This is a genomic window from Ensifer sp. 1H6, from assembly GCF_001976035.1.
Classification (GTDB): domain Bacteria; phylum Pseudomonadota; class Alphaproteobacteria; order Rhizobiales; family Rhizobiaceae; genus Ensifer; species Ensifer canadensis.
The window spans coordinates 1-23836 of the sequence record NZ_MOAI01000010.1; the positions used below are offsets into that span (position 1 = coordinate 1).

Consider the following 23836-nt stretch of genomic DNA (forward strand, 5'->3'; position numbering starts at 1 on the left):
GCAGCAGAACGCGGCAATGGTGGAAGAGCAGACGGCGGCAAGCCATGGCCTGGCTTCGGAAGCCGCTTCGCTCAATGCGCTTCTGGCCCAGTTCAACCTCGGCAATACCCAGAGCGCCTATGCGCCGACACCAACGTCGCGTCGGCGGGCGGCATAGGTCGGGTGCATCGGTCTGAACGATGAGAAAGGGCCCGGACATCCGGGCCTTTTTCTATTTCTCGAGCGTTGCGACTGCCTCGACATGGGCCGACCAGAGGAACTGGTCGATCGGCGTGACCGACGTGATGCGGTAGCCGGCAGCAACGAGGATCGCGAGATCGCGGGCAAGCGTTGTCGGATTGCAGGAGACGGCGACGATCTTCTTGACGCCGGAGCGGGCGATTTCCTGACACTGCACGTCCGCGCCCGCGCGTGGCGGGTCGAAGACGATGGCATCGTAAACCTTCAGTTCCTGCGCCATGAGCGGGCGGCGGAAGAGATCGCGCTTCTCGATCGTCACCGGCTTCAGCCCTTGCGTGTTGCGGGCGGAGAAGTCGAGCGCCTTCAGCGCCTTGTCCTCGCCTTCGACCGCGTGCACGCGGGCCTTGCGGGCGATGCGCAGGGCGAATGTGCCGCTGCCGGCAAAGAGGTCCGCAACCCGCTTTGCCTTGCCGATATGATCGAGCACCAGTGCTGCCATCGCCTCTTCAGCGGCAAGCGTTGCCTGGGTGAAGCCGCCGGGCGGCGGCGAGACGGAGACGCCGCCGAATTCGATCACCGGCTTCGTCGGCTCGACGATGATCTCACCATTGAGGCTGACGCGGGCAATGCCGCGTTCTCCGAGAACCGTCTCGACGGTGCGCCGGCGCTCGCGATCGCCAAATCCCTTGATGCCGTCGACCGAAAGGTCGAGACCGGAAAGCGTTTCGAGAACGGTGATGCGGAACGGTTCGGCGTTGACGGCCATGGCCGCGCCGATCTTGCCGATGGTGGCGAGCCGCGAGACGATGCCCGGGCTCGTGACGGGACATTCCGAAATCGCCACGATGTGGTGGCTTTCCGCCTGGTTGAAGCCGAGGAGCAGGTCTTTTTCGGTCTTGCGCGCCGTGAACACGGCGCGGCGGCGCTCGCCGGGTTGGGCTGTTATCAGCGGCGCGACATCAGGCTTCAATCCCTTCGACTTCAAGGCGTTGATCACCAGGTCGCGCTTGAAGGTCTGGTAGAGGCCGTCGGCCGCGTGCTGCAACGTGCAGCCGCCGCAGGTGCCGTTCTGACCGTCCGGGCCGAAGTGGCGACAGTGCGGTTCGACCCGGTCAGGCGATGCTTCGCGCAGCGAGATCAGCGTGCCCTGAGACTTGTTGACCGCAAGGGCCGCGCTCTCGCCCGGCAGCGTGAAGGGCGCATAGACCGGACCAGCCTCGGTTTCGGCAATGCCGTCGCCCTGCGCGCCGAGACGGGCGATGGTCAGGGTCTGCGTGCTCATGGCTTTTTCCCGGCCAGCAGGAACTCGACGTTGCCGTCGCCGCCTGATATCGGCGAGGGGATCAGCCCGAGGCTCTGCCAGCCCATGTCTTCGACCAGCCAGCGCTCGAGTTCGGCGGCAACCGCCGGCGCGCTGTCGGGATCCTTCAGCAGTCCGGCCTTGCTGATCGCATCGCGACCGGCCTCGAATTGCGGCTTGACCAGCAGGATGCAGTGCGCACCGCGAAGCGCCATCTCGAGTGCCGGCGGCAAGGCGAGCTTCAGCGAAATGAAGGAGACGTCGGAAACGATGAAGGTCACTTCACGGTTGTCGATGTCGTCCTCGGTCATCGCCCGGGCGTTGAGGCCCTCGATGCTGGTGACGCGCGGATCGCCCGAGATCCGCGGATGGATCTGGCCATGACCGACATCGATGGCAACCACGTGATCGGCACCGCGCTTCAACAGCACCTCGGTGAAACCGCCGGTGGAGGCGCCGATATCGACGCAGCTTTCACCGGTCGGATCGAGCGCGAAATGATCGAGCGCTGCGGCAAGCTTCAGCGCTGCGCGCGAAACATAGTCCTGCGCCGGGTCATCGATGGTGATGGTCACGCTCTCGGCAAAGGCCAACGACGGCTTGGTGACCGTGCGGCCGTCGACCTTGACGGTGCCGCGCTGGATCGCGTCGCGGGCACGGGCACGGCTAGCCACCAGTCCTGTGTTGAGCAGCAGCTGGTCCAGGCGGACTCTGTTCTTGTGTTCTTCATTCTGGCGTTCTTCTGACATGTGTTTCTCATGGAGGGTTGGCGGCCTATTGGCAAGCCCCCTCGCTGCACGGCTGCTCGGCAGAGCGGGTAAGACGTGGTGATAAAACCCCCAAGGAGACAGGGAAGTAATCACATCACGCGAAATAAGCGAAAGTGCTGACGACCTGTCGCGGCGCACGGAGCAGCAGGCCGCATCGCTGGAACAGACCGCGGCGGCCCTCGACGAGATCACCGCCAACGTCACGAGCTCGACGCGGCGGGCCGAAAAGGCGCGCATCGTGGCCGGAGAGGCGAATTCAAGCGCTGCCAAATCCGGCGTCGTGGTGGCGAGTGCCGTGGAAGCGATGCGCCGGATCGAAAGCTCCTCCGGCCAGATCTCCAACATCATCGGCGTTATCGACGAGATCGCCTTTCAAACCAACCTCCTGGCGCTCAATGCCGGTGTCGAAGCGGCGCGGGCGGGCGAGGCCGGCAAAGGCTTTGCGGTCGTTGCCCAGGAGGTGCGCGAGCTGGCCCAGCGCTCGGCAAAGGCCGCCAAGGAGATCAAGGAGCTTATCCGCAATTCCAGCGTCGAGGTCGAAGGCGGGGTCAAGCTGGTGCGCGATACCGGCGAGGCGCTGAAGGCGATTGGCGGCCATGTGGCCACCATCAACCAGCACATGGACGCGATCGCCATCTCGGCGCGCGAACAGTCGGTGGGGCTCAGCGAAGTCAACACCGCCGTCAACCAGATGGACCAGGTGACGCAGAAGAACGCGGCGATGGTCGAAGAGGCCAATGCCGCCAGCGCCCAGCTCGCCAGCGAGGCCGGCCGTCTGCGCGAGCTCATCGCCCGCTTCACGCTGCCGGGCCGCACGAACAGCATGACCGCCCCAAGCGATCTGCGCACCATGGCACCACTATGGCGGCGCCATCTGCACCGATACGCTCGGCGAGTGCCGCCCGCCCCGTGTCTTACGGCAATGCGGCGGTGGCGCAGGACGATTGGCAGGAATTCTGATCGTCGCCACGACACACAAGAAAGCAAAAGCCCCGGTTCATCGCCGGGGCTTTGGTGTTTCGGACTGCCTTCGATCGCGTAGCCTTAGCCGGCAGCGCCGATGCCGATATCCTGCTTCTGGCCGAGTGCCTTGAACACCGTAGAAACGATGCCGGCGCGGTCGAGGCCGGCCAAGGCATACATCGCTTCGGGCTTTGCCTGCTCCATCCAGATGTCAGGCATCACCATCGGGCGCACCTTCAGGCCACCGTCGAGCAGGCCGTCTTCTGCGAGGAACTGCAGCACGTGGCTGGCAAAACCGCCGACTGCGCCTTCCTCGATGGTCACAAGCACTTCGTGATGGCGGGCAAGCTGGCGGATGAGGTCGTGGTCGAGTGGCTTGGCAAAGCGCGCGTCGGCAACCGTCGTCGAAAGACCCGCCGCGTCGAGATCTTCGGCGGCCAACAAACAGTCGGCAAGGCGCGTGCCGAAGGAAAGCAGCGCCACCTTGGAGCCTTGCTTGACCACGCGGCCCTTGCCGATTTCAAGGATCTGGCCGCGCTCCGGCATTTCGACGCCCACGCCTTCGCCGCGCGGATAGCGGAACGAGATCGGGCCGGCATCATAGGCGACAGCGGTCCGCACCATGTGCTTCAGCTCTGCCTCGTCGGCGGCTGCCATGACGACGAAGCCGGGCAGGGTCGCGAGATAGGTCGTGTCGAAGGAGCCGGCATGGGTAGGCCCGTCGGCGCCGACGAAACCGGCGCGGTCGATCGGAAAACGCACAGGCAGGCCCTGGATCGCCACGTCGTGGACCACCTGGTCGTAGCCGCGCTGCAGGAAGGTGGAATAAAGTGCGGCAAACGGCTTGTAGCCTTCAGATGCCAGACCGGCCGCAAAGGTCACCGCGTGCTGTTCGGCGATTCCGACGTCGAAGCAGCGCTTGGGGTGGGCGAGGGCGAACTTGTCGAGCCCGGTGCCGGATGGCATGGCGGCGGTGACCGCAACGATCTTGTCGTCGAAACCGGCTTCCTGCGTCAGGGCTTCGGCGAAGACCGAGGTGTAGGCGGGCGCGTTCGGCTTTGCCTTGGCCTGCGCGCCGGTGATGACGTCGAACTTGTTGACGCCGTGATACTTGTCGGCAGCGGCTTCGGCGGGCGGATAGCCCTTGCCCTTCTGCGTCACCACATGGATCAGCACCGGCCCCTTGGCGTTGTCGCGAACGTTGCGCAGTACCGGCAGCAGGTGCTCGAACGAGTGACCGTCGATCGGGCCGATATGATAGAAGCCCATTTCCTCGAACAGCGTGCCGCCGGTGACGTAGCCGCGGGCATGCTCGACCGCGCGGGTGATCGCCCGGTCGACCGTCTTGCCGAGATAGGCCGTCAGTTTCTTGCCGACTTCGCGGATGCCCATGTAGGTGCGGCCGGAAGCGAGGCGCGCCAGATAGGCGCTCATCGCGCCGGTCGGTGGCGCGATCGACATGTCGTTGTCGTTGAGGATGACGATCAGGCGGGCATCGAGCGCGCCCGCATTGTTGAGCGCTTCATAGGCCATGCCGGCCGAAAGCGCACCGTCGCCGATGATGGCGATGACATTGCGGTTCTTGCCGTCGAGGTCGGCGGCGACAGCCATGCCGAGGCCGGCGGAAATCGACGTCGAGGAGTGCGCGGCACCGAAGGGGTCGTATTCGCTTTCGGCGCGACGGGTGAAGCCGGACAGGCCGCCTTCCTGGCGCAAGGTGCGGATGCGATCGCGACGGCCGGTCAGAATCTTGTGCGGGTAGCACTGATGGCCGACGTCGAAGATCAGCCGGTCATGCGGCGTGTTGAATATCTTGTGGATGGCGATCGTCAGCTCGACGACGCCGAGGCCCGCGCCGAGATGGCCACCGGTACGCGAGACCGCATCGATCATCTCTGCACGAACTTCGCCGGCAAGCTGCGGCAGATCCTTGTCGTCGATCTTCTTCAGATCGTCGGGAAAGGTCACCTTGTCGAGCAAGGGGGTTGCCGGCATCGGGTTCGTTGGCAGTTGTGTCACGCTGCATGCCTCATGCGCACCGCACGGATCGGGTGCGCGATAGTTGGTGGTACCGTTAAAGCGGCTCTTTAGACGCAATTGTTGCTGAATGCAAAATTAGGCTTTCCTGCGTCGTTGTCCTAGACACTACCGTATGATTCCCTGAATCGAAATCGATTTAAGGAAGCATGCGGCAACTGGAAGCGGCAAGCGGTCGCGGTTGTTCGATGCCCTCAACCGGTGGGAAGGGGCACGAATTCCTCCTCGTCGCCGGGCACGATGTCGAAGCGGCCGGTGCGCCATTCTTCCTTGGCCTTCTCGATGCGGTCCTTTGACGATGACACGAAATTCCACCAGATGTGGCGGGCCGAGCCGAGTGCTGCGCCGCCGAACAGCATGACATGACAGCCGAGCGGACCGGCGGTGACGGTGATTTCGTCGCCAGGCCGGAAGACCAGCAGCTGATTGTCGGCGAAGTGGTCGCCGGCGATGATCGCTTCGCCTGAGAGGATATAGATCGCACGCTCTTCCCAATTGGCGGCAAACGGCGCGCTTTTGCCGGGCGCGATGTTGAGGTCGACATAGATCGTGTCGGTAAAGACCGAGACCGGCGACTTCTGCCCTTCGAAGCTGCCGATCACCACCCGGGCATCTATGCCGCCGTCATTGAGCTGCGGCAGCATGTGCCGTTCGGTATGGTCGAAGATCGGGTCGATCTCTTCCTTGTGGTCGGGGAGCGCCAGCCAGGTCTGCAACCCGGAAACCGAGCGTTCATGCCCGCGCTGGTTTTCCGGTGAACGCTCGGAGTGAACGATGCCGCGGCCGGCGGTCATCAGGTTCACGTCGCCGGGGCGGATGACCATTTCGGTGCCGAGGCTGTCGCGATGCTTGATTTCGCCGTCGAACAGATAGGTCACGGTCGAAAGGCCGATATGCGGATGCGGCCGAACGTCGATCGCCTCGCCGGCACGCAACAGCGCCGGTCCCATCCGGTCGAAGAAGATGAACGGCCCGACAAGCCGCCGCTTCGCTGTCGGTAGTGCGCGGCGAACCTGCAATCCGCCGATGTCGCTGGTGCGCGGGATGATCAGGTGTTCGATGGCGTCGCAGGCGGGCTTGTCGCCGGCGAGCGGGTCGGGGCCTGGAAAGAAGGACATGGTGCACGCTCCCGTTGTTCGTATGGTCTGAGCCTAGCGCCTAACGCACGTTGCGGGTAGGCGCTAGGCGAAGACGCAGCGTTTCCGGACGTTGACCAATCCCCCGTCGTTTACTCCGCGTCGAGCGGTTCCACGCCCTGCGGCTTGCCGGCACGGTCGAGCCTGATTTTTTCGATCCGGTCTTCGGCAGCCTTCAACAGCGCCTCGCAGTGCTTCTTCAGCGCTTCGCCGCGCTCATAGATCTCGATCGACTTGTCGAGCGCGACGTCGCCGCGTTCCAGTGCCGAGACGATGCGCTCCAGCTCTTCGACGGCTTGCTCGAAGGAGAGGGCCGAAACGTCCGGTTGCGTGGTGGTGGTCATGGTTACCCTCTCATCAATCTCAAAATATGCATGCCGGCCGACTCGGCCAGTCCCTGCAGGTCATAGCCGCCCTCGAGCAGGCTGACCATGCGGTTGCCGGCGCTGCGGTCGGCGATCTCGTGCAGGCGGCCCGTCGCCCAGTCGAAGTCCTCGGCGACAAGGTTGATCTGCGCCAGCGGATCGCGGTAGTGGGCATCGAAGCCGGCCGAGATCAGGATGAAATCCGGCCGGAAGTTCGTCAGCGCCGACAGCACACGAGAGCGGAACGCCTCGCGAAAATGCTCGCTGCCGGCATTGGGCGAGAGCGGCGCGTTGACGATGTTGCCTTTCACGCCGGTTTCGTCCTTGGCCCCGGTGCCGGGATAAAGCGGCATCTGATGAGTGGAGCAGAAAAGCACCGACGGATCGTCCCAGAAGATGTCCTGAGTGCCGTTGCCGTGGTGCACGTCCCAGTCGACGATCGCCACGCGCTCTGCCCCATGCGCCACCTGTGCGTGGCGGGCGGCAATCGCGACGGTGTTGAAGAAGCAGAAGCCCATGGCCTTGTTCTTCTCGGCGTGGTGGCCGGGCGGACGCGCCGCGACGAAAGCGTTGTCGGCCTTGCCCGTGAAAACTGCATCGACCGCCTCAACCGCACCGCCGATGCCGGTCAATGCCGCCTCGAGGCTGAACGGGCTGGCATAGGTGTCAGCTTCCAGATTGGCGATGCCCTCTTCGGGGATGGCGCGCTTGACGGTGCGCAGATGCTCCTCCGGATGGGCGAGCAGCACCAGGTCTTCGCTCGCCTTCGTCGCCTTTATGCGCTTGAGGTCGGCGAAATTCGGGTGCTCGAGCGCAAGGTTCAGCGCTTTCAGCCGGTCCGGCCTTTCAGGGTGACCTTCCGGAACCTCGTGTTCCAGGAAGATCGGATTTTCATAGAGCAGCGTGGTCATGCGCCGAAACTAGTGCTCCAACCTGCCAACGTCCATGGCGCGCCCAAGCGAAAGCACTGATTTTCAACAGCGCGTATCAAGCAGCAGCTTGCCGTCGCGGCGAGGATCCGCCTGATGCGCCAAGGCCTCATCCAGGCAACTGAGCGGGTAGGTTTGCGCAATCCGGCTTGAGAAAAGCCCGGTGCGCAGACCGGCAAAACTCTGCGCAAAAGCCGCTTCGATCGCTGGCCGACCGGCGGCGTGCACCCAGGTTCTCAGCCACAGAAAGGAGAAGCGTACATCCGGCCGAGCCTGGATTGCCGGTATCGGCACGGGCACACCGCTAAGCGCGCCATACTGGATGAATGCGGCGCCGAGCTGGAGCGTCTGGCCGATGAGCTCGCCGGCAAACGGGCCGCCGACCGCGTCGACAATGGCGTCGAAGGCAAGGCCCGAAGGGATATGCCCTTTATCGGCGATGACGATTTTGCCGGGTGTGTCGGACGCAAGCCGCTCGGCGCTGCGTTGGCTGCGCACGATCCCTATCGGTTTTGCGCCTTCGCCCGACATGAGCTTCAGCAGCATGCCGCCGATGGCCGAACCCGCTGCGGTCACGCCGATTCTCTGGCCGTTCACCGATCCGAAATGGGACTTGAGCGCTTCGATGAGCCGGATCGTCGTCAGCGGGTTGACGTAGCTGGTGGCCGCCTGGCGGTCGTCGATATCGTCAGGCACGGCAAAGCACCATTCGGCCGGCCGTACCAGATATTGCTGCCAAAGGCCGCTTGCGCCGATCGGGATCACGCGATCGCCGGGCTTCAAGGTCGTAACGCCAGCGCCGATGCGGCTGACGGTGCCGACGCCCTCGAAGCCGGGCACGAAGGGCAGGGTCGTCCGGGCACTATAGGCGCCGGTGACGGGAATGAGGTCGGAGGGATTGATGGCCGACAGGGAGAGCGCGATCTCGACCCCGCCGTGCCCCGGCGGGATTCGCTCGGCATCGACGAGCGCAATCACTTGTCGCGGATCGCCGAACTGGCTAACGAGGGTGGAGCGCATTCTAAGAGGACCTCGCATGGACGGCAGGGAGCGGGAAAACGTCACGGAAATCCGCATTCCGTTTCGCGATATAGACATGCATGGCCACATGCACAATGCCGCCTACTATGCCCATGCCGAAGCGGCACTTTCCCAACTCTGGCGGCACCGGCCGTCGGTCGTCCATGAGCCTGCCTATCTCGTTCGCCGCTCGGCCTGTGTCTTCCATCGCGGCCTGCGCTATGACGAGCCGGCGCGCTTCATCGTTACTGTCGCCAAGATCGGCGGAAGCTCGGTGAGCTTTGCCGTGCGCGTCGAGGCGGCCGGCCAGCTTGCGGCAGAACTCGAGATTGTCTGGGTTGCCGTCGATCGCGAACGGCACACGCCGCTGCCGGTGCCGGCCGCAACGCGCGAATGGCTCGGCAGCTACATTCTCTGAACCATCACGAACCTATTCGGTAGGCCGCAGGCTGCGGAACAGCGCGACGCCGCCCATGCCGCCGCCGATGCCCATCATCGCCAGTGCCTGCGTTTCGCGCGGGACTGCCAGCATCTGCGTGAACAGCCGCACCACGAGGATCGCGCCGGATGCGCCATAGGGATGGCCGAGGGCGATGGCACCGCCGTCGAGATTGACCCGTTCCGGCGAAATATCGAGTTGATCTAGGCTGCCGAGCACCTGCGAGGCGAAGGCCTCGTTGAATTCGATGAAATCAATCGCATCGACATCAAGCGCCGGATTGCGCGCTTTCAGTTTTTCCATCGCCGGCACCGGGCCGAGCCCGAGCAGATCGGGATGCACACCGGCGGTCGTCGCATCGATGAATTCGAGCGCAAAGGAAAGCCCCAGGCGTCGCGCTTCGGCAAGGCTGGTCACCAGAACCATCGCTGCGCCGTCGTTGATCGGGCAGGCATTTCCGGCGGTCACCGTGCCGTCCTGGACGAAGACGGGTTTCAGCCGCTGCAGGGTTTCGAGCGATGCATTGGCGCGCGGGCATTCGTCGGCCTCGACGATCCCCGCAGTCGTTTCGATCGGTACGATCTCGCGCGTAAACCGGCCCGCGCCCTGGGCGGCGACGGCGCGTCGCTGGCTTTCGAGCGCAAACGCATCCTGTCTTTCGCGGGAAATGCTGCAGGCTGTGGCGACGTTTTCGGCGGCAACGCCCATGTCAGGGTCACCGATCTCGTCCGGTGCCATGCGCGAACGCTTGATCGGTTGAGGCTCTTCGCCAGGGGTCGTCGGCGGCCTCAGGCGAATATGGGCGCGACTGGCGCTTTCGGTGCCGCCGGCAAGGTAGAAGCGACCGGCGCCCGACTGGATGAGACGGGCGGCAAGGGTGATGGCCTCGAGCCCGGCGCCGCACTGCCGGTCAATGGTCAGGCCGGGTGTCGATACCGGAAGTCCGGCCTCAAGTGCCGCCAGCCGTCCAAGGTTGCCGGCGCAGTTGGCGGCATTGCCGAGGATGACGTCATCGAGCGCCTCCGCCGCCAGGCCGACATCGGCGAGGATGCGGGTGATCAACGGCGCAGCGAGCCGTGCCGGCTCGACCTCCGCGAGCACGCCGCGCACGCGCCCAACAGGCGTACGCAGGGCCGCCACGATCACCGGTGTGCGCGATGGGTCAGACGAAGGGCTCAAGGGCGTCATGTCCGTCCACAATCCATTGCTTGAGAGTCCCGGCGGCCACCTTACCAGATTGCGTCATCGGTAAGGTATGGCAAAGCCAGATCCGTCGTGGATGTTTATAGCGCGGCAGATGGCTGTCGAGATGACGGTCGAGCGCCGCTCGGTCGATTGTTGCACCATTCGGCTCGATGACGGCGACGAGTTCGCTGCCGAGATCGGGATGGTCCAGTCCGAGAACGAACGCCGCATGCACATCGGCATGCCCGACAAGCGTCGCCTCGACCTCCTGCGGATAGATGTTGTTGCCGCCGGAAAGCACCATGCCGCCGGAGCGCCCGACGAGATGCAGCGTGCCGTCGGCACTAAGGAATCCGAGGTCGCCGACGGTTGCGAGCCTGCCGACACGCCTGAGGCCCGCACCATCTCCGGTGCCGATATAGCCGCTCGAAATCAGGTCGCTGTTGACGAAGATCGTGCCGGCTTCGCCTGACGGTAGCGGCTTTTCGCTCTCGTCGAGCACGATTAGGCCGACACCGGGAAAGGCGCGTCCGACGGCGGTCGCCGATGCTGTGTCGCCGGGACCGGCAACGCTGATGAAGCCGAGTTCGGATGCTCCGTAATACTCGACGATGTCAGCTTGCGAAAACGGTGTCGCAGCGGCTGCGCGATCGGCGGGTGTCAGCTTGGCGCCGGCAACGGTGATCTTCTGCACCGACGCCAATGCCGCATGGGAAGGCGATGCGCAGAGCCGCCTCAGCATCGTCGGTACCAGCACGAGCCGTCTGACATCCTGCGAGGCGATGGTCTCGGACGCACGCGCCGCATCGAAATGCGCCATGCCGACGAATTCGGCGCCGGCAACAAGCGTTTCGGCGAACGCATAGAGCGTCAGCCCATGGGCGAGCGGGCCGGGGGCGAAGGTGCGCGTGTCGCTGTTAATGCCAAAAAAATCCTGGCCCATCTTCAGGCTGCGCCGCCAGGACCCGCGATCGCGCACGATCGCTTTCGGCATGCCCGTGGTACCGGAAGTGAAGACGACGAGAAACGGCTCGTCATCGGCGCCGATGGCGATCGGCGTCATGTCTTCGTCTGAACCGGCGGCGAAAAGCAGGCTTTGACCGGAAGCGGTCGCATCGAGCCGCAGCCCCTCGCCGTCGGCGCGAACCGTGATGTCGGGGCGCAATTGCTCACGCATTGCCGCCCGCGTTGTCTCCGGCAGATGTGGGTCGATCAAAACAACGCAATGCCCGCCTGATGTTGCGGCGACGAATGCGGCAGCGAAAAGGGGATGGTTGCCGATCTCCAGTGCGATCAGCTTTGTGGTGGCGGGCAGGACGTTTTTATTCCCGGTGTCTGCCGTCAATCTCCCGAACGCGGAAACGAGCTGCCGGCGCAAAGCGCAAGCTCCCGGAATGTGAAAACCCGGCCTTCCATGCGGAAGGCCGGGACTTGCGGGATTTGTTCCGCGTGGCGCGCAATGGCGGCGGCAAACGGCATCGGTTCAGGCGCGAACCGGCAGCAGCGGATAGCCGGCGAAGACGGCGCGTGCGGCAAGCGTCGCGATGGCGGCCTTCAGCAGGTCGCCGGGAAGGAATGCGAGCGAACCGGTGGCAACCGCGAGCAGCGGCGTGCCGGTGACGGCCGATACCCAGGGCATGCCGATCGCATAGAGCACGACGATGCCGCCGATTACCGAGGCGAGGAAGAAGCCGACGAACTGGTGCAGTTCAGCCTGGCCTTCCCGGACGAAGCGCTGCGCGATCAGGCCGGTGACGAAGGTGGCAACGACCCAGCCGAGAATGAAGCCGCCAGACGGGCCGGCAAAGACGGCGAGACCGCCACGACCGCCTGATAGCACCGGCAGACCAATGGCGACGAGCAGAATGAAGAGCAGGAAGGCGAAAGCGCCGCGCTTGGCGCCGAGAATGCAGCCGGCGAGCATCACGCCCATGGACTGCGCGGTGATCGGCACGGGAATGAAGCCGAGCGTGATCGGCGGAATGAGGCCGAGCACGACGACGATCGCGGCAAAGAGGGCGATAAGGACGAGATCTCTGGTGTTCATGCTGTTCCGGTTCCTTGCTTATTAGGATGCGCGAATTTATTGACGGCGAAAACCACGCGCGTCAATCGCCGCGGCGATCGTATCCGCATCTTTGAGCGTCAGGATGATCAGTGGTCCGATGATCGTCAACGGTCGCACCGGCAGCCCACGCGCCCGGTGTGCTTCGCGAATGGCCTGATAGCGCGTGAAAATGTCTGGCACAAAGCGCAGGACGAGCCCAAGCGCCAGGCTGACATCGGCAGCGCGCACCCAGCCCAGGCGTTCGAAGGGCGTCAGCAGCACCGTGATCTCGTCCATGAAGCCGCCGATCGTCGTCGTTGCGGTCACGGCAGCGGCGAAAAGCACCAGGGCCATCAGGCGCAGGGTCAAGACGGCGACTTCGTTCAAGGGGAGAAGGAAGAGGTTCACGGCCGCGAGAAAGAAGATCGTGAAGAAGACGAAGCCGACGCGTTTCAGCGCTTCGCGCCAGGAAAGGCCGACCGAGAGATAGAGCCCGCCGGAAATCACAAAGGCGATCAGCTGCACGACGAGCGAGCTGGTGAGGAAAAGCAGGATGCTGAGCGCCACCAGTGCCAAAAGCTTCGCACGCACCGGCAGCCGGTGCAGCCAGCTGTTGCCCTCGATGTGCAGGCTCGTCAGCATCCGGCGATCTCGTGGTAGTGGCGGATCGTTTCCTGCGGCGCGCCATCGGCGGCAAGCCGTCCTTCGTGGAAGAGCAGCAGGCGCTCGACATTTTCGACCAGCGGCAGGTCGTGGGTGATGACCAGCGTGTCTTCGTCAAGTGTCGCGATCGTGTCGGCGACGCGCCGCCGGTTGCGTAGGTCGAGCTGGTTGGTCGGCTCGTCGAGGATCAGGATTTTGGGATCGGTGACGACGACGCTGGCCATGGCGATCAGCTGGGTCTCGCCGCCGGAGAGTTCGTGAACCCGGCGCCGCGCCAGGTGCTCGACGCCGAAGCGCGACAGCACCGCTTGCGTCCGCTTGTCGATTTCCTCGCCTTTGAGGCCGCGGTTCTTCAGGCCGAAGCCGATGTCATCGGCAACGACGGGCATGATCAGCTGGTGCTGCGGATTCTGGAAGATGAAGCCGGCTTCGGAAAGCACGGCGCGCTCGTCCTTGACCGTATCGAGGCCATTGACGGTGACGCTGCCGGCAGAAGGTTTGACTAGACCGTTGATCAGCCGCGCGAAGGTTGTCTTACCGGAGCCATTGAGGCCGATAATGCCGACACGCCTTTCGGTGATCGTCAGCGTCAGCGGCTGCAGCGCCACCCGTTCGCCGAAGCGGACCGAGCAATCGGTAAAGCGGATGTCCATCCCGTCCCTCGCGGTTTGCGGTTGCTCTATAGGCCAAGTCGGCGGACAAGGGCAATGCGCTTTGCGCCAAGGTTCCGTTTGAAATATGGGAATAAAAGCCTACTCTTTCTCCCATGACGATTCGGCTCTCCAATAGCGATGCCCGGCGCATCTTCCTCGCAAAGCAGGGCCTTTCCGGCGCGCCGCACCGCGCGCTCGGCAAGGATGGCCTACTGAAGCTGATCCATGACATCGGCTTCGTTCAGGTTGACAGCATCGCGACGGTGGAACGCGCCCATCATCAGATCCTGTTCTCGCGCAACCAGACCTATCGCCGCGAACATTTGACATCGCTGCTTGAAGACGACCGCGAACTGTTCGAGCACTGGACCCATGACGCTTCGATCATCCCCAGCAGCTTCTACCGCTACTGGAAGCACCGCTTCAAATGGGAAGGCGAGACCATCGTCGACCGTTGGAGCAAGTGGCGCGGCGAGGGATTTGAAAAAGGCTGCGACGAAACCTACGAGCGCATCGCCAAGGGCGGTCCCGTGCTTGCCCGCGACCTCAAGGAGGCCGAACACGAGTCCGGCGGCTGGTGGAACTGGCATCCGTCGAAGACTGCGCTTGAGGTGCTGTGGCGCACCGGCAAGCTGGCGATCGCCAGGCGCGAGAATTTCCAGAAGGTCTACGACCTGACAGAGCGGGTGATCCCGCCGCACCACCAGGATGGCGAGGTGGAGCATCACGAGTTCATAGACTGGGCCTGCCGCAGCGCCCTTGAACGCTTGGGCTTTGCCACCCACGGCGAAATCGCCGCGTTCTGGGATCTGGTCTCTCCGGACGAAGCGAAGGCCTGGGTGGCGGAACATCGCGACGAACTGATCGACGTGTCGATCGAGCCGATCGACGGCGGCAAGCCACGGTCGTCCTATGCGCTTGCGGGTTTTCCTGACGAGCTTGGCGATATTCCCGACCCGCCGGGCCGCGTGCGCGTGCTGAGCCCGTTCGCTCCGTTGCTGCGCGACCGCAATCGCACCGAGCGGCTGTTCGGCTTCTTCTATCGCATCGAGATCTTCGTGCCTGAGCCGAAGCGGGAATACGGCTACTATGTCTTCCCGCTGATCGAAGGCGATCGCCTGATCGGCCGCATCGACATGAAGGCCGACCGCAAGCGCGGCAGTCTCGATGTGCGCCGGCTCTGGCTGGAGCGTGGCGTCAAGCCGTCCTCTGGGCGCATGGAGCGCATAGATGCAGAACTCGAACGCGTCGCCCGCTTCGCCGGGGTCGAGCGCATCGAACGCCTCGATGGCTGGAACGCTTCGCTCTCCTGATCGATATTTTTCTTGGCTTGAACCGCTCGCCTTCCTAAATGGAGGCCATCGAACTTATGACGCGGGAGCGCACGACTATGAACACCGATCTGATGAGCCTCTTCGATGCCGACGAGGCAGCGATCCGCAAGGTTCTGTCGGAGACGCTTGCCGGCGCCGACGATGGTGAGCTGTTTCTCGAACATGCCCAGGCCGAAGTGCTCTCCTTCGACAACGGCCGGCTGAAGGGCGGCAGCTTCAACACCGACCAGGGTTTTGGTCTGCGTGCGGTCGCCGGCGAATCGGTCGGCTATGCCCATGCCGGTGAGCTGTCGCTGGCAGCACTTCGCCGTGCCGCCGATGCAGTCGGCCAGGTGACGCGCGGTTATGCCGGCTCCTATGCCGCAGCGCCGCAACGCACCAACACGAAGCTCTATGGCGACGAAAACCCGATCGGCGAGCCGAGCTTTGAGGCGAAGGTCGCGCTTCTGCAGGAAATCGACGCCTATCTGCGTGCACGCGATCCCAAGGTCAGGCAGGTGACGGCCTCGATCGCCGCAAGCTGGCAGCTGGTCGATATCCTGCGCGCCGATGGCCACCGGGTTCAGGACATCAGGCCGATGACGCGCATCAACATCTCCGTGGTTGCCGGCGATGGCGACCGTCAGGAAAGCGGCTCCTACGGCATCGGCGGACGCCGCGGCTTCGGCGACTTCATCACCGAGGAGAACTGGAAGAAGGGTGCCGACGAGGCACTACGCCAGGCGCTCGTCAATCTCGACGCGATCGATGCGCCGGCCGGTACCCTGGACGTGGTGTTGGCCTCGGGTTGGCCGGGTGTGATGCTGCACGAAGCCGTCGGCCACGGCCTTGAAGGCGACTTCAACCGCAAGAAGACCTCCGCTTTTGCCGGCCTGCTCGGCGAGCAGGTTGCTGCCAAGGGTGTGACAGTCGTCGATGACGGTACGATCGAGGCCCGGCGTGGCTCGATCTCGATCGATGATGAGGGCACGCCATCGGGCTACAACGTGTTGATCGAGGACGGCAAGCTCGTTGGCTACATGCAGGACCGGCAGAACGCCCGGCTGATGGGCATGCAGCCGACCGGCAACGGCCGGCGCCAGGGTTATGCCCATGTGCCGATGCCGCGCATGACCAACACCTACATGCTGTCCGGCGACCGGACGCCCGAGGAAATCATCGCCTCGGTGAAGAAGGGCATCTATGCCGTCTCCTTCGGTGGTGGCCAGGTGGACATCACCTCCGGCAAGTTCGTCTTCGGCTGCACCGAGGCCTACATGATCGAGAACGGCAAGATCGGCGCGCCGGTCAAGGGCGCGATGCTGATCGGCAATGGCCCCGACGCGATGAAGCGCGTGACGATGGTTGGCAACGACACCAAGCTCGACACCGGCATCGGCAACTGCGGCAAGGCCGGGCAATGGTTGCCGGTCGGCGTCGGCCAGCCGCATCTGCGCATGGACCAGATCACCGTCGGCGGCACGCAGGCCTAAGGCCGATGGCTCCCTTAGCCTCGCGAGGGCAGCAGCACGCAGTCGTAGGAGCGCTTCTTCAGCGCGCTGCAGGCGGAAGCGGCAGCATCACGGCTGCTGAAGCCGACGAAGCGGGCGCGATAGATGGTGCCGGCGCCTTCGCCCACCGCTTCCGTATAGGGAGACGCCTCCGCCAGCATGTCGCCTCCGGCTGCTTGCGCCTGTGCCAGAAGCGCGCGGGCCGCTTCAGCCGAAGGTGCCGCCGAGATCTGGATCTGCCAGCGGCCGGCGGCTGGAACGACAGCGGCGTTTTCCTCTTCGACCATGGCCGTCGGCCGTTCGGCCGGCACGACCGTCGTGGATGACGCGGCGATCAATGCCGCAACGCTGTCGCCCTTGGCACGATGGGCTGCCGTGAAGGGCAGCGGCACGTCCGACATCGTGGCGGCAGATGCGACCTCGACCTCAGCTGCAGCAGCACTCCGCGTCTTGGCAGCGGCCACCAACTGGCGGCCATTGGAGGCTTTGCCGACATGGCGGTTGAGCAATGCCGCCATCTTGTCGTCGCGGCTGCGCGCCGTGCGCCCGCCCATCACCACGCCGATGACGCGGCGGTTGCCGTCCCTGACGGCACTGACGAGATTGAAGCCGGAGGCATTGGTGTAGCCGGTCTTGATGCCGTCCATGCCGTCATAGCGGTACATCAGGTTGTTATGGCCGCGAATCTTGCGACCGCGAAACGTGAAGCTCGGCGTGGCAAACAGCCGGTATTCCCTGGGGTAATCGCGTATCAGCGCCACCGCGAGCGTCGACATATCGCGTGCGGTGGTCACCTGCCTGCTTGCGGGCAGGCCGGATGCGTTGATGAAGACGGTGCGGCTCATGCCCAGTTGGCGCGCCTTGGCCGTCATTTTCCTGGCGAAGTTCTGCTCCGAACCGCCGAGCCTTTCGCTCATCGCGGCGGCTGCGTCGTTCGCCGAGCGGACGATCATGGCATAGACTGCTTCGCGCACGGTGATCGTGCTACCCGGCTTCAGGCCCAGTTTCATCGGCGGCTGGGCCGCCGCCGCCCTCGATACCTTGATCTTGCTGTCCCAGTTCATGTCGCCGCGCCGGAGCGCCTCGAAGGTGAGGTACAGCGTCATCATCTTGGTGAGCGATGCCGGGTGGTTCAGCGTGTCCGCATTCTCCGACGACAGGACTTTGCCCGTGCGCGCATCGAGCACCAACGAAGCGCTGCCGGCAAACGCCGTCGCAGACCCCAGAGCGAGAGCGCACATCGCCAAAAGGAGGCGGCGGATAGCTTTCATGTCAGTCCCCATCGAAATGCGCCGTCGGACAGGCGCGCTGTGCCTTTTTGTGACAAGGCCGTGTCTTTGCTGCAACTTTGAGGCAGAATGCGATTTCTTCCTGCGACTTTCGTCGGGGTGGTAAACCAGAAATTAACGCCGACGTCCTTCAGCAAGGTTTAACGCTCCCGCCATTAACCTCCATGGTGGTGCACCAGGTCTGGCGCGCCAGGGACACTGTAACGCTTGAAACCCTCCAGACGATCTTCTCCGTAAATCGACCGAGGCGCAAGGAGTTCTGCAGTGATCGATACAGGCTGATTTGAATGGACTGATATGGCGGGTGGGATCACGGCAAGCATCAGGACGAGGGCGCGGCGCGCGGCAATCGCCGGTGGGCTTGAGTTGGCGCACGGTCTAAGCCGCGCTGGCCTGATGCCTGATGCCCGTCGGCGCGGCGCTATTTTCACCCTGCATCACGTCCGCCCGCGGGTTGCCCGGGCCTTTGATCCGAACGCCCATCTCGAAATCACCCCGGAGTTTCTCGATAGGGCCATCACCCGGCTGAAGCGGGACGGCTATCGCTTCATTGCGCTCGACGATTTGCCGACGGCGCTTGCCGACGAGGGTGCAGCGCCCTTCGCCTGCTTCACCCTCGACGACGGGTATCGCAACAATCTCGACCATGCCCAGCCGGTCTTTACGCGGCACGGCGTGCCGTTCACCGTTTTCGTGACCGGCGGGTTCGTCGACCGCACCCATACGCTCTGGTGGGAAACGCTGGCCGATCTGCTCTCGGCAACCACGCAGTTCCGGTTTGATTTCGGTAGCGGCGTGGAGGTACTCAAGGCTGAAAGTAGCGCCGACAAGCACGCGATATTTGGCCGTATGGCCGCCTACATCCACAGTCGCGAGGAAATTGTTTCGGTTGCCGAGCTCGACGCGGCGGCGCTGGAACATGGGATCGATGCGTTGGCTATCACCAAAACGCTGACGCTCGACGAAGCCGGTCTCCGTCTCCTGATTGAAAACCCGCTCGCCAGCCTCGGGGCGCACACCATAAGCCACCGCGCCGTCGCGCGGCTCGGTGATGAACAGGCAAGCCAGGAGATCGAGGCATCCGCCGCCCGCGTCGAAGCCATTGTCGGCCAAAGGCCGCGCAGCTTTGCCTATCCCTATGGGGATCGCCCGGCTGTCTCGCCGCGCGATCAAAGGCTTGCAGCCGATCTCGGCTTTACGGTTGCGGTCACCACCATGCCGGGCACGGTCGCGGCGGCGACGCCGCTAGACGCCTTGCCGCGCATTTCACTTAACGGCCATTTCCAGCGTGCCCGTTACGTTTCGGCGCTCGCCTCGGGCATTCCATTTCGGCTCGGTCGAAGCTAGAATCTTTCCGCTTTAGACGAAACGGAAGCGCTCAAGCTTCTCACTTTTGCGCATTTCCGGGCGGAAAACCGCTGCACACTTTTCCTGGAAATGCTCCAGCCGCCGCCTACCGCGTCCATCATGGGTACATCCGCACCTTTTCCCAGCCACCTTCCGGTGTCTCGCGACGGAACTCCAGGCGGTCGTGCAGTCGGAATGGCCGGTCGTGCCAGAACTCGATCGAGGTCGGGCGGATGCGAAAGCCGGACCAGTATTCCGGACGGGGGATTTCGCCAAGCGCATGGCGGGCCGTGTATTCGGCAACCGCTTTTTCCAACGCGAAGCGGCTTTCGAGCGGACGGGACTGTTTCGAAGCCCAGGCGCCGATGCGGCTGCCGCGCGGTCGCGACTTGAAATATTCGTCCGCCTCGGCCTCCGAGACGATTTCGACAGGCCCGCGCAGCCGTACCTGGCGCCGGAGCGATTTCCAGTGGAAACACATGGCGGCCTTGCGGGCGCCGAGAATTTCGCGGCCCTTCTGGCTTTCGAAATTGGTGTAGAAGACGAAGCCGCGCTCGTCGAAATCCTTGAGCAGAACCATGCGCACATTCGGCAACCCGTCGGGGTCGACGGTCGCCAGCGCCACGGCATTCGGGTCGTTGATCTCGCTGCCTTCCGCGTCTTTCAGCCATGTGCCGAAAAGGGAAAAGGGCTCATTTGCTTCCGTGAAGTCACCGCTTGTTAACTCATTCACCGCCATATTGCCTTCTAACGCCGTGATGTCTGGCGCGGAAACGCTTCGGGATGAGCCCGAGCGGTGTTTCCGCATCGAAAATGTCAGAGCCTGCTTGTTGACTTCCTCGGGAAACGTGCGGCTCTTGCGAGTCTGACAGGATTGCCGTGCAAGACATAGCAAAGTGGATCGATGGCAAGAAGGGGTATTCCTTCTCGGTGATGCGTGGCGCGGCAATTTGCCTGCCCGTGCTCATTATGTCCGGTTGCATGGGAGCCGGCCTCGACATGTTCGGCAGTGGTGTCGATCGCACCGTTTCAACCGGTACCGTTCCCGTTGCCAAAACCTCCGACGGCCTTTCCGATGCGGTCCTGATTCGCAACGCCGTGACCTCAGCCGAACTCGGGCAGGGGTCGCTCAACCCTATTCCCTGGGCAAACGCCACGTCCGGCAGCGCCGGCGTCATCAGCAGCATTCAGGAAGACAACGCCAGCGGCATGCTTTGCCGTCGTTTCACCACGACCCGCCATTCCTATGAGGGCATTGCCAAGTTCGACGGCAGCACCTGCAAGCTCAGCGATGGCGAGTGGTATCTCACCAGCTTCGGTCCGCGCTCCTGAAATCCTGCGTTAACCACGTTTCGGCAAACCGCGGCAGGAACGGTTCGATCGTCGTTTTGACCTGCTCCGTCGTCGCCCCGGCTAACCGATATTTAGCAAGTTCTGCCCATCCTCGCCGCTGAACGGGACGTGCCACAGCACTTGATCCCCGGTTTGAGGCATAAGGCGGGCATCCGGGAGAGGCCGCCGATCAGAGAAGATGGTAGCAAGCCATGCGTGATCCCTATGCAATTCTCGGCGTCCGGCGCACCGCCGGTCAGGACGAAATCAAGGCGGCGTGGCGCTCGGTCGCCAAGGCCATCCATCCCGACCACAATCAGGACGACCCGACTGCCGCCGAGCGCTTTGCCGAAGCAGGCAAGGCCTACGAGCTGCTGCGCGACCCGAAGCTGAGAAGCCGCTACGACTATGCCCGGCGCGAAGCCGAGCTGCGCCGCATGGAGGCGATGAAGGCGAAGATGCGCGGCCCCGAGCCGGAGGAGCAGCCGGTCGATGCGGAAACCGCCGAAGAGGCGGTCTCGCGGATCTTCGGCACAGAGAGCCGTACCAGCGCCGCCAGGCCCGCGCCGAAGCCGGCAGCGGCCAAAGCACCCGAAAGGCCAGCCGCTGCCCCCGAGCCGAAACCCGAGCCTGTCACTGAGCCGAAGCAGGAGGCGGTCGCCAAGACGGAGCCGCCGCTGATGCAGCGTGCCGCAGCACCCGCCGCCGAGCTGGTGGCCGCCATCGTCAGACGCATTCGCGGCCGGGCGGCCAAACCCGCCGACAAGGTTCCAGATCTCGCTGTCGATCTGACCGTCACCATCCAGGACTTGATCGATCGTCAACGCCTGTCCTTGGAATTGCCCGACGGTGAAACCTTCAAGGTCCAGATACCGCCGGGTGCCGTCGACGGACAGACGATCCGCCTGGCGGAGCAGGGCTATCGCGTCACCCGCATGACACGCGGCGACGTCGTCGTCACCCTGCGCGTCGACCAGAGCGGCGATTTCCGAACCAGTGGACTCGATCTGTTCACGACACTGTCCGTCGATCTGCAGAGCGCCGTGCTGGGCTGCGAGCATGTCATCGCTACGCCGATCGGTGAGGCGACCGTTGTCGTTCCGGCCTGGTCCGGGTCGGACAAGGTCATTCGCGTCGACGGCTTCGGGCTGCCGGGTGCCTATGGCGCGCGCGGCGATCTGCTGGTCGAGTTGCGGCTCATTTTGCGCGACACGCCTGATGACAAGGTCACCGACCTCATGAAATCGCTGCGCGACGGCTTTTATTTGTGACGGTTTGCTGACACACTGAACCAATATTACGGGGACTAACAGTTCCTGATCCCGGCCGCGCTTGAACCACCGGAGCGGCTATGCCATAGGCAATTCTCGACAATTTGCCGCACGCGCGCTGACAGCGCAGATCTGGCGTTTTTGAATTTTGTGAAGTCTGGCGTCGGCCATCGTCGATGCCGGCAGATAGTATTGGGGACAATGCATGGCTCAGGCATCGGGTTTGATGAAGGGCAAGCGTGGCGTCATCATGGGCGTCGCGAACAACCGTTCGATTGCATGGGGGATCGCGAAGTCCATCCATGGCCAGGGCGGCGAAGTTGCTCTGACCTATCAGGGTGATGCACTGAAGAAGCGCGTCGAGCCGCTCTTGGCGGAAATCGACGGTTTCATGGCCGGCCACTGCGATGTCAGCGACGAAGCCACCATCGACGAGGTTTTCTCGACGCTTGAAAAGCACTGGGGCAAGATCGACTTCGTCGTTCACGCGATCGGTTTCTCCGACAAGGACGAACTGACCGGGCGCTACGTCGACACGTCGCCGGAAAACTTCGCCAAGACGATGCAGATCTCGGTCTATTCCTTCACCTCGGTCGCCCGGCGCGCTGAAAAGCTGATGACGGACGGCGGCTCGATGCTGACGCTGACGTACTACGGCGCCGAAAAGGTCATGCCGAACTACAACGTCATGGGTGTCGCCAAGGCCGCGCTCGAAGCGAGCGTCAAATACCTGGCGGTCGACCTTGGCCCGAAGAACATCCGCGTCAATGCGATCTCTGCCGGCCCGATCAAGACACTGGCCGCCTCCGGTATCGGCGACTTCCGCTACATCCTGAAGTGGAACGAGTACAACGCACCGCTGCGTCGCACCGTCACCATCGAGGAAGTCGGCGATGTCGGCCTCTACATGCTGTCCGACCTGTCGCGCTCGGTCACGGGTGAGGTTCACCACGCCGACAGCGGCTACCATGTCGTCGGCATGAAGGCGGTAGACGCTCCGGATATCTCCGTCATCAAGGATTGATCGGCGCCGCCGACCGGCCCGAACAGCCTCCTGCCCGGAGCGAAATGTTGTGCTGATCTATGTGATCCGTCACGGACAAACGGACTGGAATGCGGAAAGCCGCCTCCAGGGGCAGAAGGACATCCCTCTCAACGATACCGGCCGCCAGCAGGCGACCGGAAACGGGCTTGCGCTTGGTGCCATCCTCGGCGCCGACGCCGCGCAGTTCGACTTCGTCGCGAGCCCCCTCGGTCGCACCCGCGAAACGATGGAGCGCCTTCGCCGGGCCATGGGTCTTGATCCCACCGCTTACCGCACCGACGACCGGCTGAAGGAAGTCTCCTTCGGCGATTGGGAAGGTTTTACGCTACCGGAGCTGAAACGGTCCGTGCCGGAGCGCATCGCCGAGCGACGCAAAGTGAAATGGGATTTCATCCCGCCCGGCAATGATGCCGAAAGCTACGAGATCCTGTCCTGGCGGATTGCCGCATGGCTCAAGGACGTGAGCAAGCCGACGGTCTGCGTCAGCCATGGCGGCGTCATCCGTGCGCTGTTCAAGCTTTTTGGTGAGATGGACGAAGATGAGGCGGCTTCTGCTGCCATCCCGCAGGATCGTCTGTTGCGGATTGCCGGAAATTCCATCGGCTGGATCTGAGGCTTCCGTCCTGAACGGACCGGTAGAAATGCTCTACCTTTTTGTTTCCACGCATTTCCTGACGGAAAACCGCTTCGCACCTTTCCTGGAAAGCTCTGACGAAGCCGGGTCAGCACACCCGCCCCTCAAGGGGCGGGACTTGGGTTCTTAAATAGTCTTACTGAACGATTTCCAGATCGTTGATCACGCGCTTGCCGTCGACCTCAGTGTAGAACACGAGAACTTTGACGCCGGCGGTGAGACCTTCAAAATTGAATTCTTCAGGCGCCTGATAGCTTTTGCCGTCGTCGAGCTGAAGGCTGAGGCGATCGGTATCGACCCCGGTAATAACGGCCTCTACATCGGCACTTTCGGCAACGGCCGACAAAGGCGCAAGCAAGCCGGCGGTAGCCATGAGCGCGGCAATGACAAAACGCATCTTTCTTGCC

23 protein-coding genes and 1 pseudogene are annotated in these 23836 nt (G+C 63.5%); 9 read left to right on the forward strand and 15 right to left on the reverse strand.

What is annotated here, in order from left to right; genetic code table 11:
* Positions 1-211 precede the first annotated feature (211 nt).
* A complete protein-coding gene (locus BKP54_RS13470; protein WP_025426144.1) occupies positions 212-1462 on the reverse strand; it encodes a class I SAM-dependent RNA methyltransferase in 1251 nt (416 codons plus the stop codon).
* Positions 1459-2229, reverse strand: coding sequence for a TlyA family RNA methyltransferase (locus BKP54_RS13475; protein WP_025426145.1), 771 nt, complete (start codon positions 2227-2229; stop codon positions 1459-1461). Before BKP54_RS13475 ends, BKP54_RS13470 begins: the two co-directional genes overlap by 4 nt.
* A gap of 115 nt (positions 2230-2344) precedes the next feature.
* On the opposite strand from BKP54_RS13475, the pseudogene BKP54_RS13480 reads away from it, so the two are divergent.
* Positions 2345-3210 (forward strand): annotated as a pseudogene (locus BKP54_RS13480) (methyl-accepting chemotaxis protein); the annotation flags it as partial.
* Positions 3211-3294: 84 nt separating this feature from the next.
* On the opposite strand, the gene dxs reads toward BKP54_RS13480, so the two are convergent.
* From dxs to BKP54_RS13505, 5 genes are all read right to left on the reverse strand, one after another.
* Positions 3295-5208 (reverse strand): 1-deoxy-D-xylulose-5-phosphate synthase, encoded by a 1914-nt coding sequence (gene dxs / locus BKP54_RS13485; protein WP_038575941.1) that lies wholly within the window; start codon positions 5206-5208, stop codon positions 3295-3297.
* Positions 5209-5444: 236 nt separating this feature from the next.
* On the reverse strand, positions 5445-6368 hold the full coding sequence (locus BKP54_RS13490) for a pirin family protein (RefSeq protein WP_025426148.1): 924 nt from the start codon (positions 6366-6368) through the stop codon (positions 5445-5447).
* A 110-nt stretch (positions 6369-6478) separates the two neighbouring features.
* Complete coding sequence (locus tag BKP54_RS13495) at positions 6479-6730, reverse strand: exodeoxyribonuclease VII small subunit (protein WP_025426149.1); 252 nt, start codon at positions 6728-6730, stop codon at positions 6479-6481.
* Positions 6731-6732: 2 nt separating this feature from the next.
* The gene (locus tag BKP54_RS13500; RefSeq protein ID WP_025426150.1) at positions 6733-7662 is read right to left on the reverse strand and encodes a histone deacetylase family protein; all 930 of its coding nucleotides are present in this window, start codon (positions 7660-7662) and stop codon (positions 6733-6735) included.
* 63 nt (positions 7663-7725) lie between these two features.
* Complete coding sequence (locus BKP54_RS13505) at positions 7726-8700, reverse strand: zinc-dependent alcohol dehydrogenase family protein (RefSeq protein WP_025426151.1); 975 nt, start codon at positions 8698-8700, stop codon at positions 7726-7728.
* A 16-nt stretch (positions 8701-8716) separates the two neighbouring features.
* Between BKP54_RS13505 and BKP54_RS13510 the strand changes: the two genes are divergently transcribed.
* A complete protein-coding gene (locus BKP54_RS13510; protein ID WP_025426152.1) occupies positions 8717-9118 on the forward strand; it encodes a thioesterase family protein in 402 nt (133 codons plus the stop codon).
* 12 nt (positions 9119-9130) lie between these two features.
* Here BKP54_RS13510 and BKP54_RS13515 read toward each other — a convergent pair whose 3' ends face one another.
* The 5 genes from BKP54_RS13515 to BKP54_RS13535 form a co-directional block, all read right to left on the reverse strand.
* Complete coding sequence (locus tag BKP54_RS13515; protein WP_025426153.1) at positions 9131-10318, reverse strand: thiolase family protein; 1188 nt, start codon at positions 10316-10318, stop codon at positions 9131-9133.
* A complete protein-coding gene (locus BKP54_RS13520; protein WP_348626738.1) occupies positions 10302-11702 on the reverse strand; it encodes an AMP-binding protein in 1401 nt (466 codons plus the stop codon). The genes BKP54_RS13515 and BKP54_RS13520 overlap by 17 nt, the downstream gene beginning before the upstream one ends.
* A gap of 105 nt (positions 11703-11807) precedes the next feature.
* Positions 11808-12371: a biotin transporter BioY gene (locus tag BKP54_RS13525; RefSeq protein WP_025426155.1), complete on the reverse strand. Its 564-nt coding sequence runs from the start codon at positions 12369-12371 to the stop codon at positions 11808-11810.
* A gap of 36 nt (positions 12372-12407) precedes the next feature.
* The gene (locus BKP54_RS13530; protein WP_025426156.1) at positions 12408-13013 is read right to left on the reverse strand and encodes an energy-coupling factor transporter transmembrane protein EcfT; all 606 of its coding nucleotides are present in this window, start codon (positions 13011-13013) and stop codon (positions 12408-12410) included.
* The gene (locus tag BKP54_RS13535) at positions 13007-13687 is read right to left on the reverse strand and encodes an ABC transporter ATP-binding protein (RefSeq protein ID WP_025426157.1); all 681 of its coding nucleotides are present in this window, start codon (positions 13685-13687) and stop codon (positions 13007-13009) included. Before BKP54_RS13535 ends, BKP54_RS13530 begins: the two co-directional genes overlap by 7 nt.
* Before the next feature lie 113 nt (positions 13688-13800).
* On the opposite strand from BKP54_RS13535, the gene BKP54_RS13540 reads away from it, so the two are divergent.
* Positions 13801-15000, forward strand: a complete 1200-nt coding sequence (locus BKP54_RS13540) for a winged helix-turn-helix domain-containing protein (RefSeq protein ID WP_084814539.1) — start codon at positions 13801-13803, stop codon at positions 14998-15000.
* A 77-nt stretch (positions 15001-15077) separates the two neighbouring features.
* Positions 15078-16493 carry a metalloprotease TldD gene (tldD, locus tag BKP54_RS13545; protein WP_057211534.1) on the forward strand — a complete coding sequence of 472 codons (1416 nt, stop codon included), beginning with the start codon at positions 15078-15080 and terminating at the stop codon, positions 16491-16493.
* Between the two features lie 14 nt (positions 16494-16507).
* Here the strand turns inward: tldD and BKP54_RS13550 are convergent, their stop codons facing one another.
* Complete coding sequence (locus tag BKP54_RS13550; RefSeq protein ID WP_025426160.1) at positions 16508-17773, reverse strand: D-alanyl-D-alanine carboxypeptidase family protein; 1266 nt, start codon at positions 17771-17773, stop codon at positions 16508-16510.
* 324 nt (positions 17774-18097) lie between these two features.
* Between BKP54_RS13550 and BKP54_RS13555 the strand changes: the two genes are divergently transcribed.
* Positions 18098-19147, forward strand: coding sequence for a polysaccharide deacetylase family protein (locus BKP54_RS13555; RefSeq protein WP_025426161.1), 1050 nt, complete (start codon positions 18098-18100; stop codon positions 19145-19147).
* A 118-nt stretch (positions 19148-19265) separates the two neighbouring features.
* On the opposite strand, the gene pdxH is transcribed toward BKP54_RS13555, so the two are convergent.
* Positions 19266-19886: a pyridoxamine 5'-phosphate oxidase gene (pdxH, locus tag BKP54_RS13560; protein WP_025426162.1), complete on the reverse strand. Its 621-nt coding sequence runs from the start codon at positions 19884-19886 to the stop codon at positions 19266-19268.
* 140 nt (positions 19887-20026) lie between these two features.
* On the opposite strand from pdxH, the gene BKP54_RS13565 reads away from it, so the two are divergent.
* The 4 genes from BKP54_RS13565 to BKP54_RS13580 all read left to right on the forward strand — a co-directional run bounded on the left by BKP54_RS13565 (position 20027) and on the right by BKP54_RS13580 (position 23408).
* Complete coding sequence (locus tag BKP54_RS13565) at positions 20027-20479, forward strand: RT0821/Lpp0805 family surface protein (RefSeq protein WP_025426163.1); 453 nt, start codon at positions 20027-20029, stop codon at positions 20477-20479.
* 212 nt (positions 20480-20691) lie between these two features.
* Entirely contained in the window at positions 20692-21750 is a 1059-nt protein-coding gene (locus BKP54_RS13570; protein WP_025426164.1) for a DnaJ C-terminal domain-containing protein, read from the forward strand.
* A 205-nt stretch (positions 21751-21955) separates the two neighbouring features.
* Positions 21956-22774: an enoyl-ACP reductase FabI gene (gene fabI / locus BKP54_RS13575; protein ID WP_025426165.1), complete on the forward strand. Its 819-nt coding sequence runs from the start codon at positions 21956-21958 to the stop codon at positions 22772-22774.
* Positions 22775-22823: 49 nt separating this feature from the next.
* Positions 22824-23408 (forward strand): histidine phosphatase family protein, encoded by a 585-nt coding sequence (locus BKP54_RS13580; RefSeq protein WP_025426166.1) that lies wholly within the window; start codon positions 22824-22826, stop codon positions 23406-23408.
* 157 nt (positions 23409-23565) lie between these two features.
* On the opposite strand, the gene BKP54_RS13585 is transcribed toward BKP54_RS13580, so the two are convergent.
* Positions 23566-23826 (reverse strand): DUF1344 domain-containing protein, encoded by a 261-nt coding sequence (locus BKP54_RS13585; RefSeq protein WP_025426167.1) that lies wholly within the window; start codon positions 23824-23826, stop codon positions 23566-23568.
* Between the last annotated feature and the right edge of the window lie 10 nt (positions 23827-23836).

Bases quoted from the DNA above. Each gene is read 5' to 3' on its own strand.
- BKP54_RS13470 (WP_025426144.1), bottom strand. From the start codon at position 1,462: ATGAGCACGCAGACCCTGACCATCGCCCGTCTCGGCGCGCAGGGCGAC.
- BKP54_RS13475 (WP_025426145.1), bottom strand. From the start codon at position 2,229: ATGTCAGAAGAACGCCAGAATGAAGAACACAAGAACAGAGTCCGCCTG.
- dxs (WP_038575941.1), bottom strand. From the start codon at position 5,208: ATGCCGGCAACCCCCTTGCTCGACAAGGTGACCTTTCCCGACGATCTG.
- BKP54_RS13490 (WP_025426148.1), bottom strand. From the start codon at position 6,368: ATGTCCTTCTTTCCAGGCCCCGACCCGCTCGCCGGCGACAAGCCCGCC.
- BKP54_RS13495 (WP_025426149.1), bottom strand. From the start codon at position 6,730: ATGACCACCACCACGCAACCGGACGTTTCGGCCCTCTCCTTCGAGCAA.
- BKP54_RS13500 (WP_025426150.1), bottom strand. From the start codon at position 7,662: ATGACCACGCTGCTCTATGAAAATCCGATCTTCCTGGAACACGAGGTT.
- BKP54_RS13505 (WP_025426151.1), bottom strand. From the start codon at position 8,700: ATGCGCTCCACCCTCGTTAGCCAGTTCGGCGATCCGCGACAAGTGATT.
- BKP54_RS13510 (WP_025426152.1), top strand. From the start codon at position 8,717: ATGGACGGCAGGGAGCGGGAAAACGTCACGGAAATCCGCATTCCGTTT.
- BKP54_RS13525 (WP_025426155.1), bottom strand. From the start codon at position 12,371: ATGAACACCAGAGATCTCGTCCTTATCGCCCTCTTTGCCGCGATCGTC.
- BKP54_RS13530 (WP_025426156.1), bottom strand. From the start codon at position 13,013: ATGCTGACGAGCCTGCACATCGAGGGCAACAGCTGGCTGCACCGGCTG.
- BKP54_RS13535 (WP_025426157.1), bottom strand. From the start codon at position 13,687: ATGGACATCCGCTTTACCGATTGCTCGGTCCGCTTCGGCGAACGGGTG.
- BKP54_RS13540 (WP_084814539.1), top strand. From the start codon at position 13,801: ATGACGATTCGGCTCTCCAATAGCGATGCCCGGCGCATCTTCCTCGCA.
- tldD (WP_057211534.1), top strand. From the start codon at position 15,078: ATGAACACCGATCTGATGAGCCTCTTCGATGCCGACGAGGCAGCGATC.
- BKP54_RS13555 (WP_025426161.1), top strand. From the start codon at position 18,098: ATGGCGGGTGGGATCACGGCAAGCATCAGGACGAGGGCGCGGCGCGCG.
- pdxH (WP_025426162.1), bottom strand. From the start codon at position 19,886: ATGGCGGTGAATGAGTTAACAAGCGGTGACTTCACGGAAGCAAATGAG.
- BKP54_RS13570 (WP_025426164.1), top strand. From the start codon at position 20,692: ATGCGTGATCCCTATGCAATTCTCGGCGTCCGGCGCACCGCCGGTCAG.
- fabI (WP_025426165.1), top strand. From the start codon at position 21,956: ATGGCTCAGGCATCGGGTTTGATGAAGGGCAAGCGTGGCGTCATCATG.
- BKP54_RS13585 (WP_025426167.1), bottom strand. From the start codon at position 23,826: ATGCGTTTTGTCATTGCCGCGCTCATGGCTACCGCCGGCTTGCTTGCG.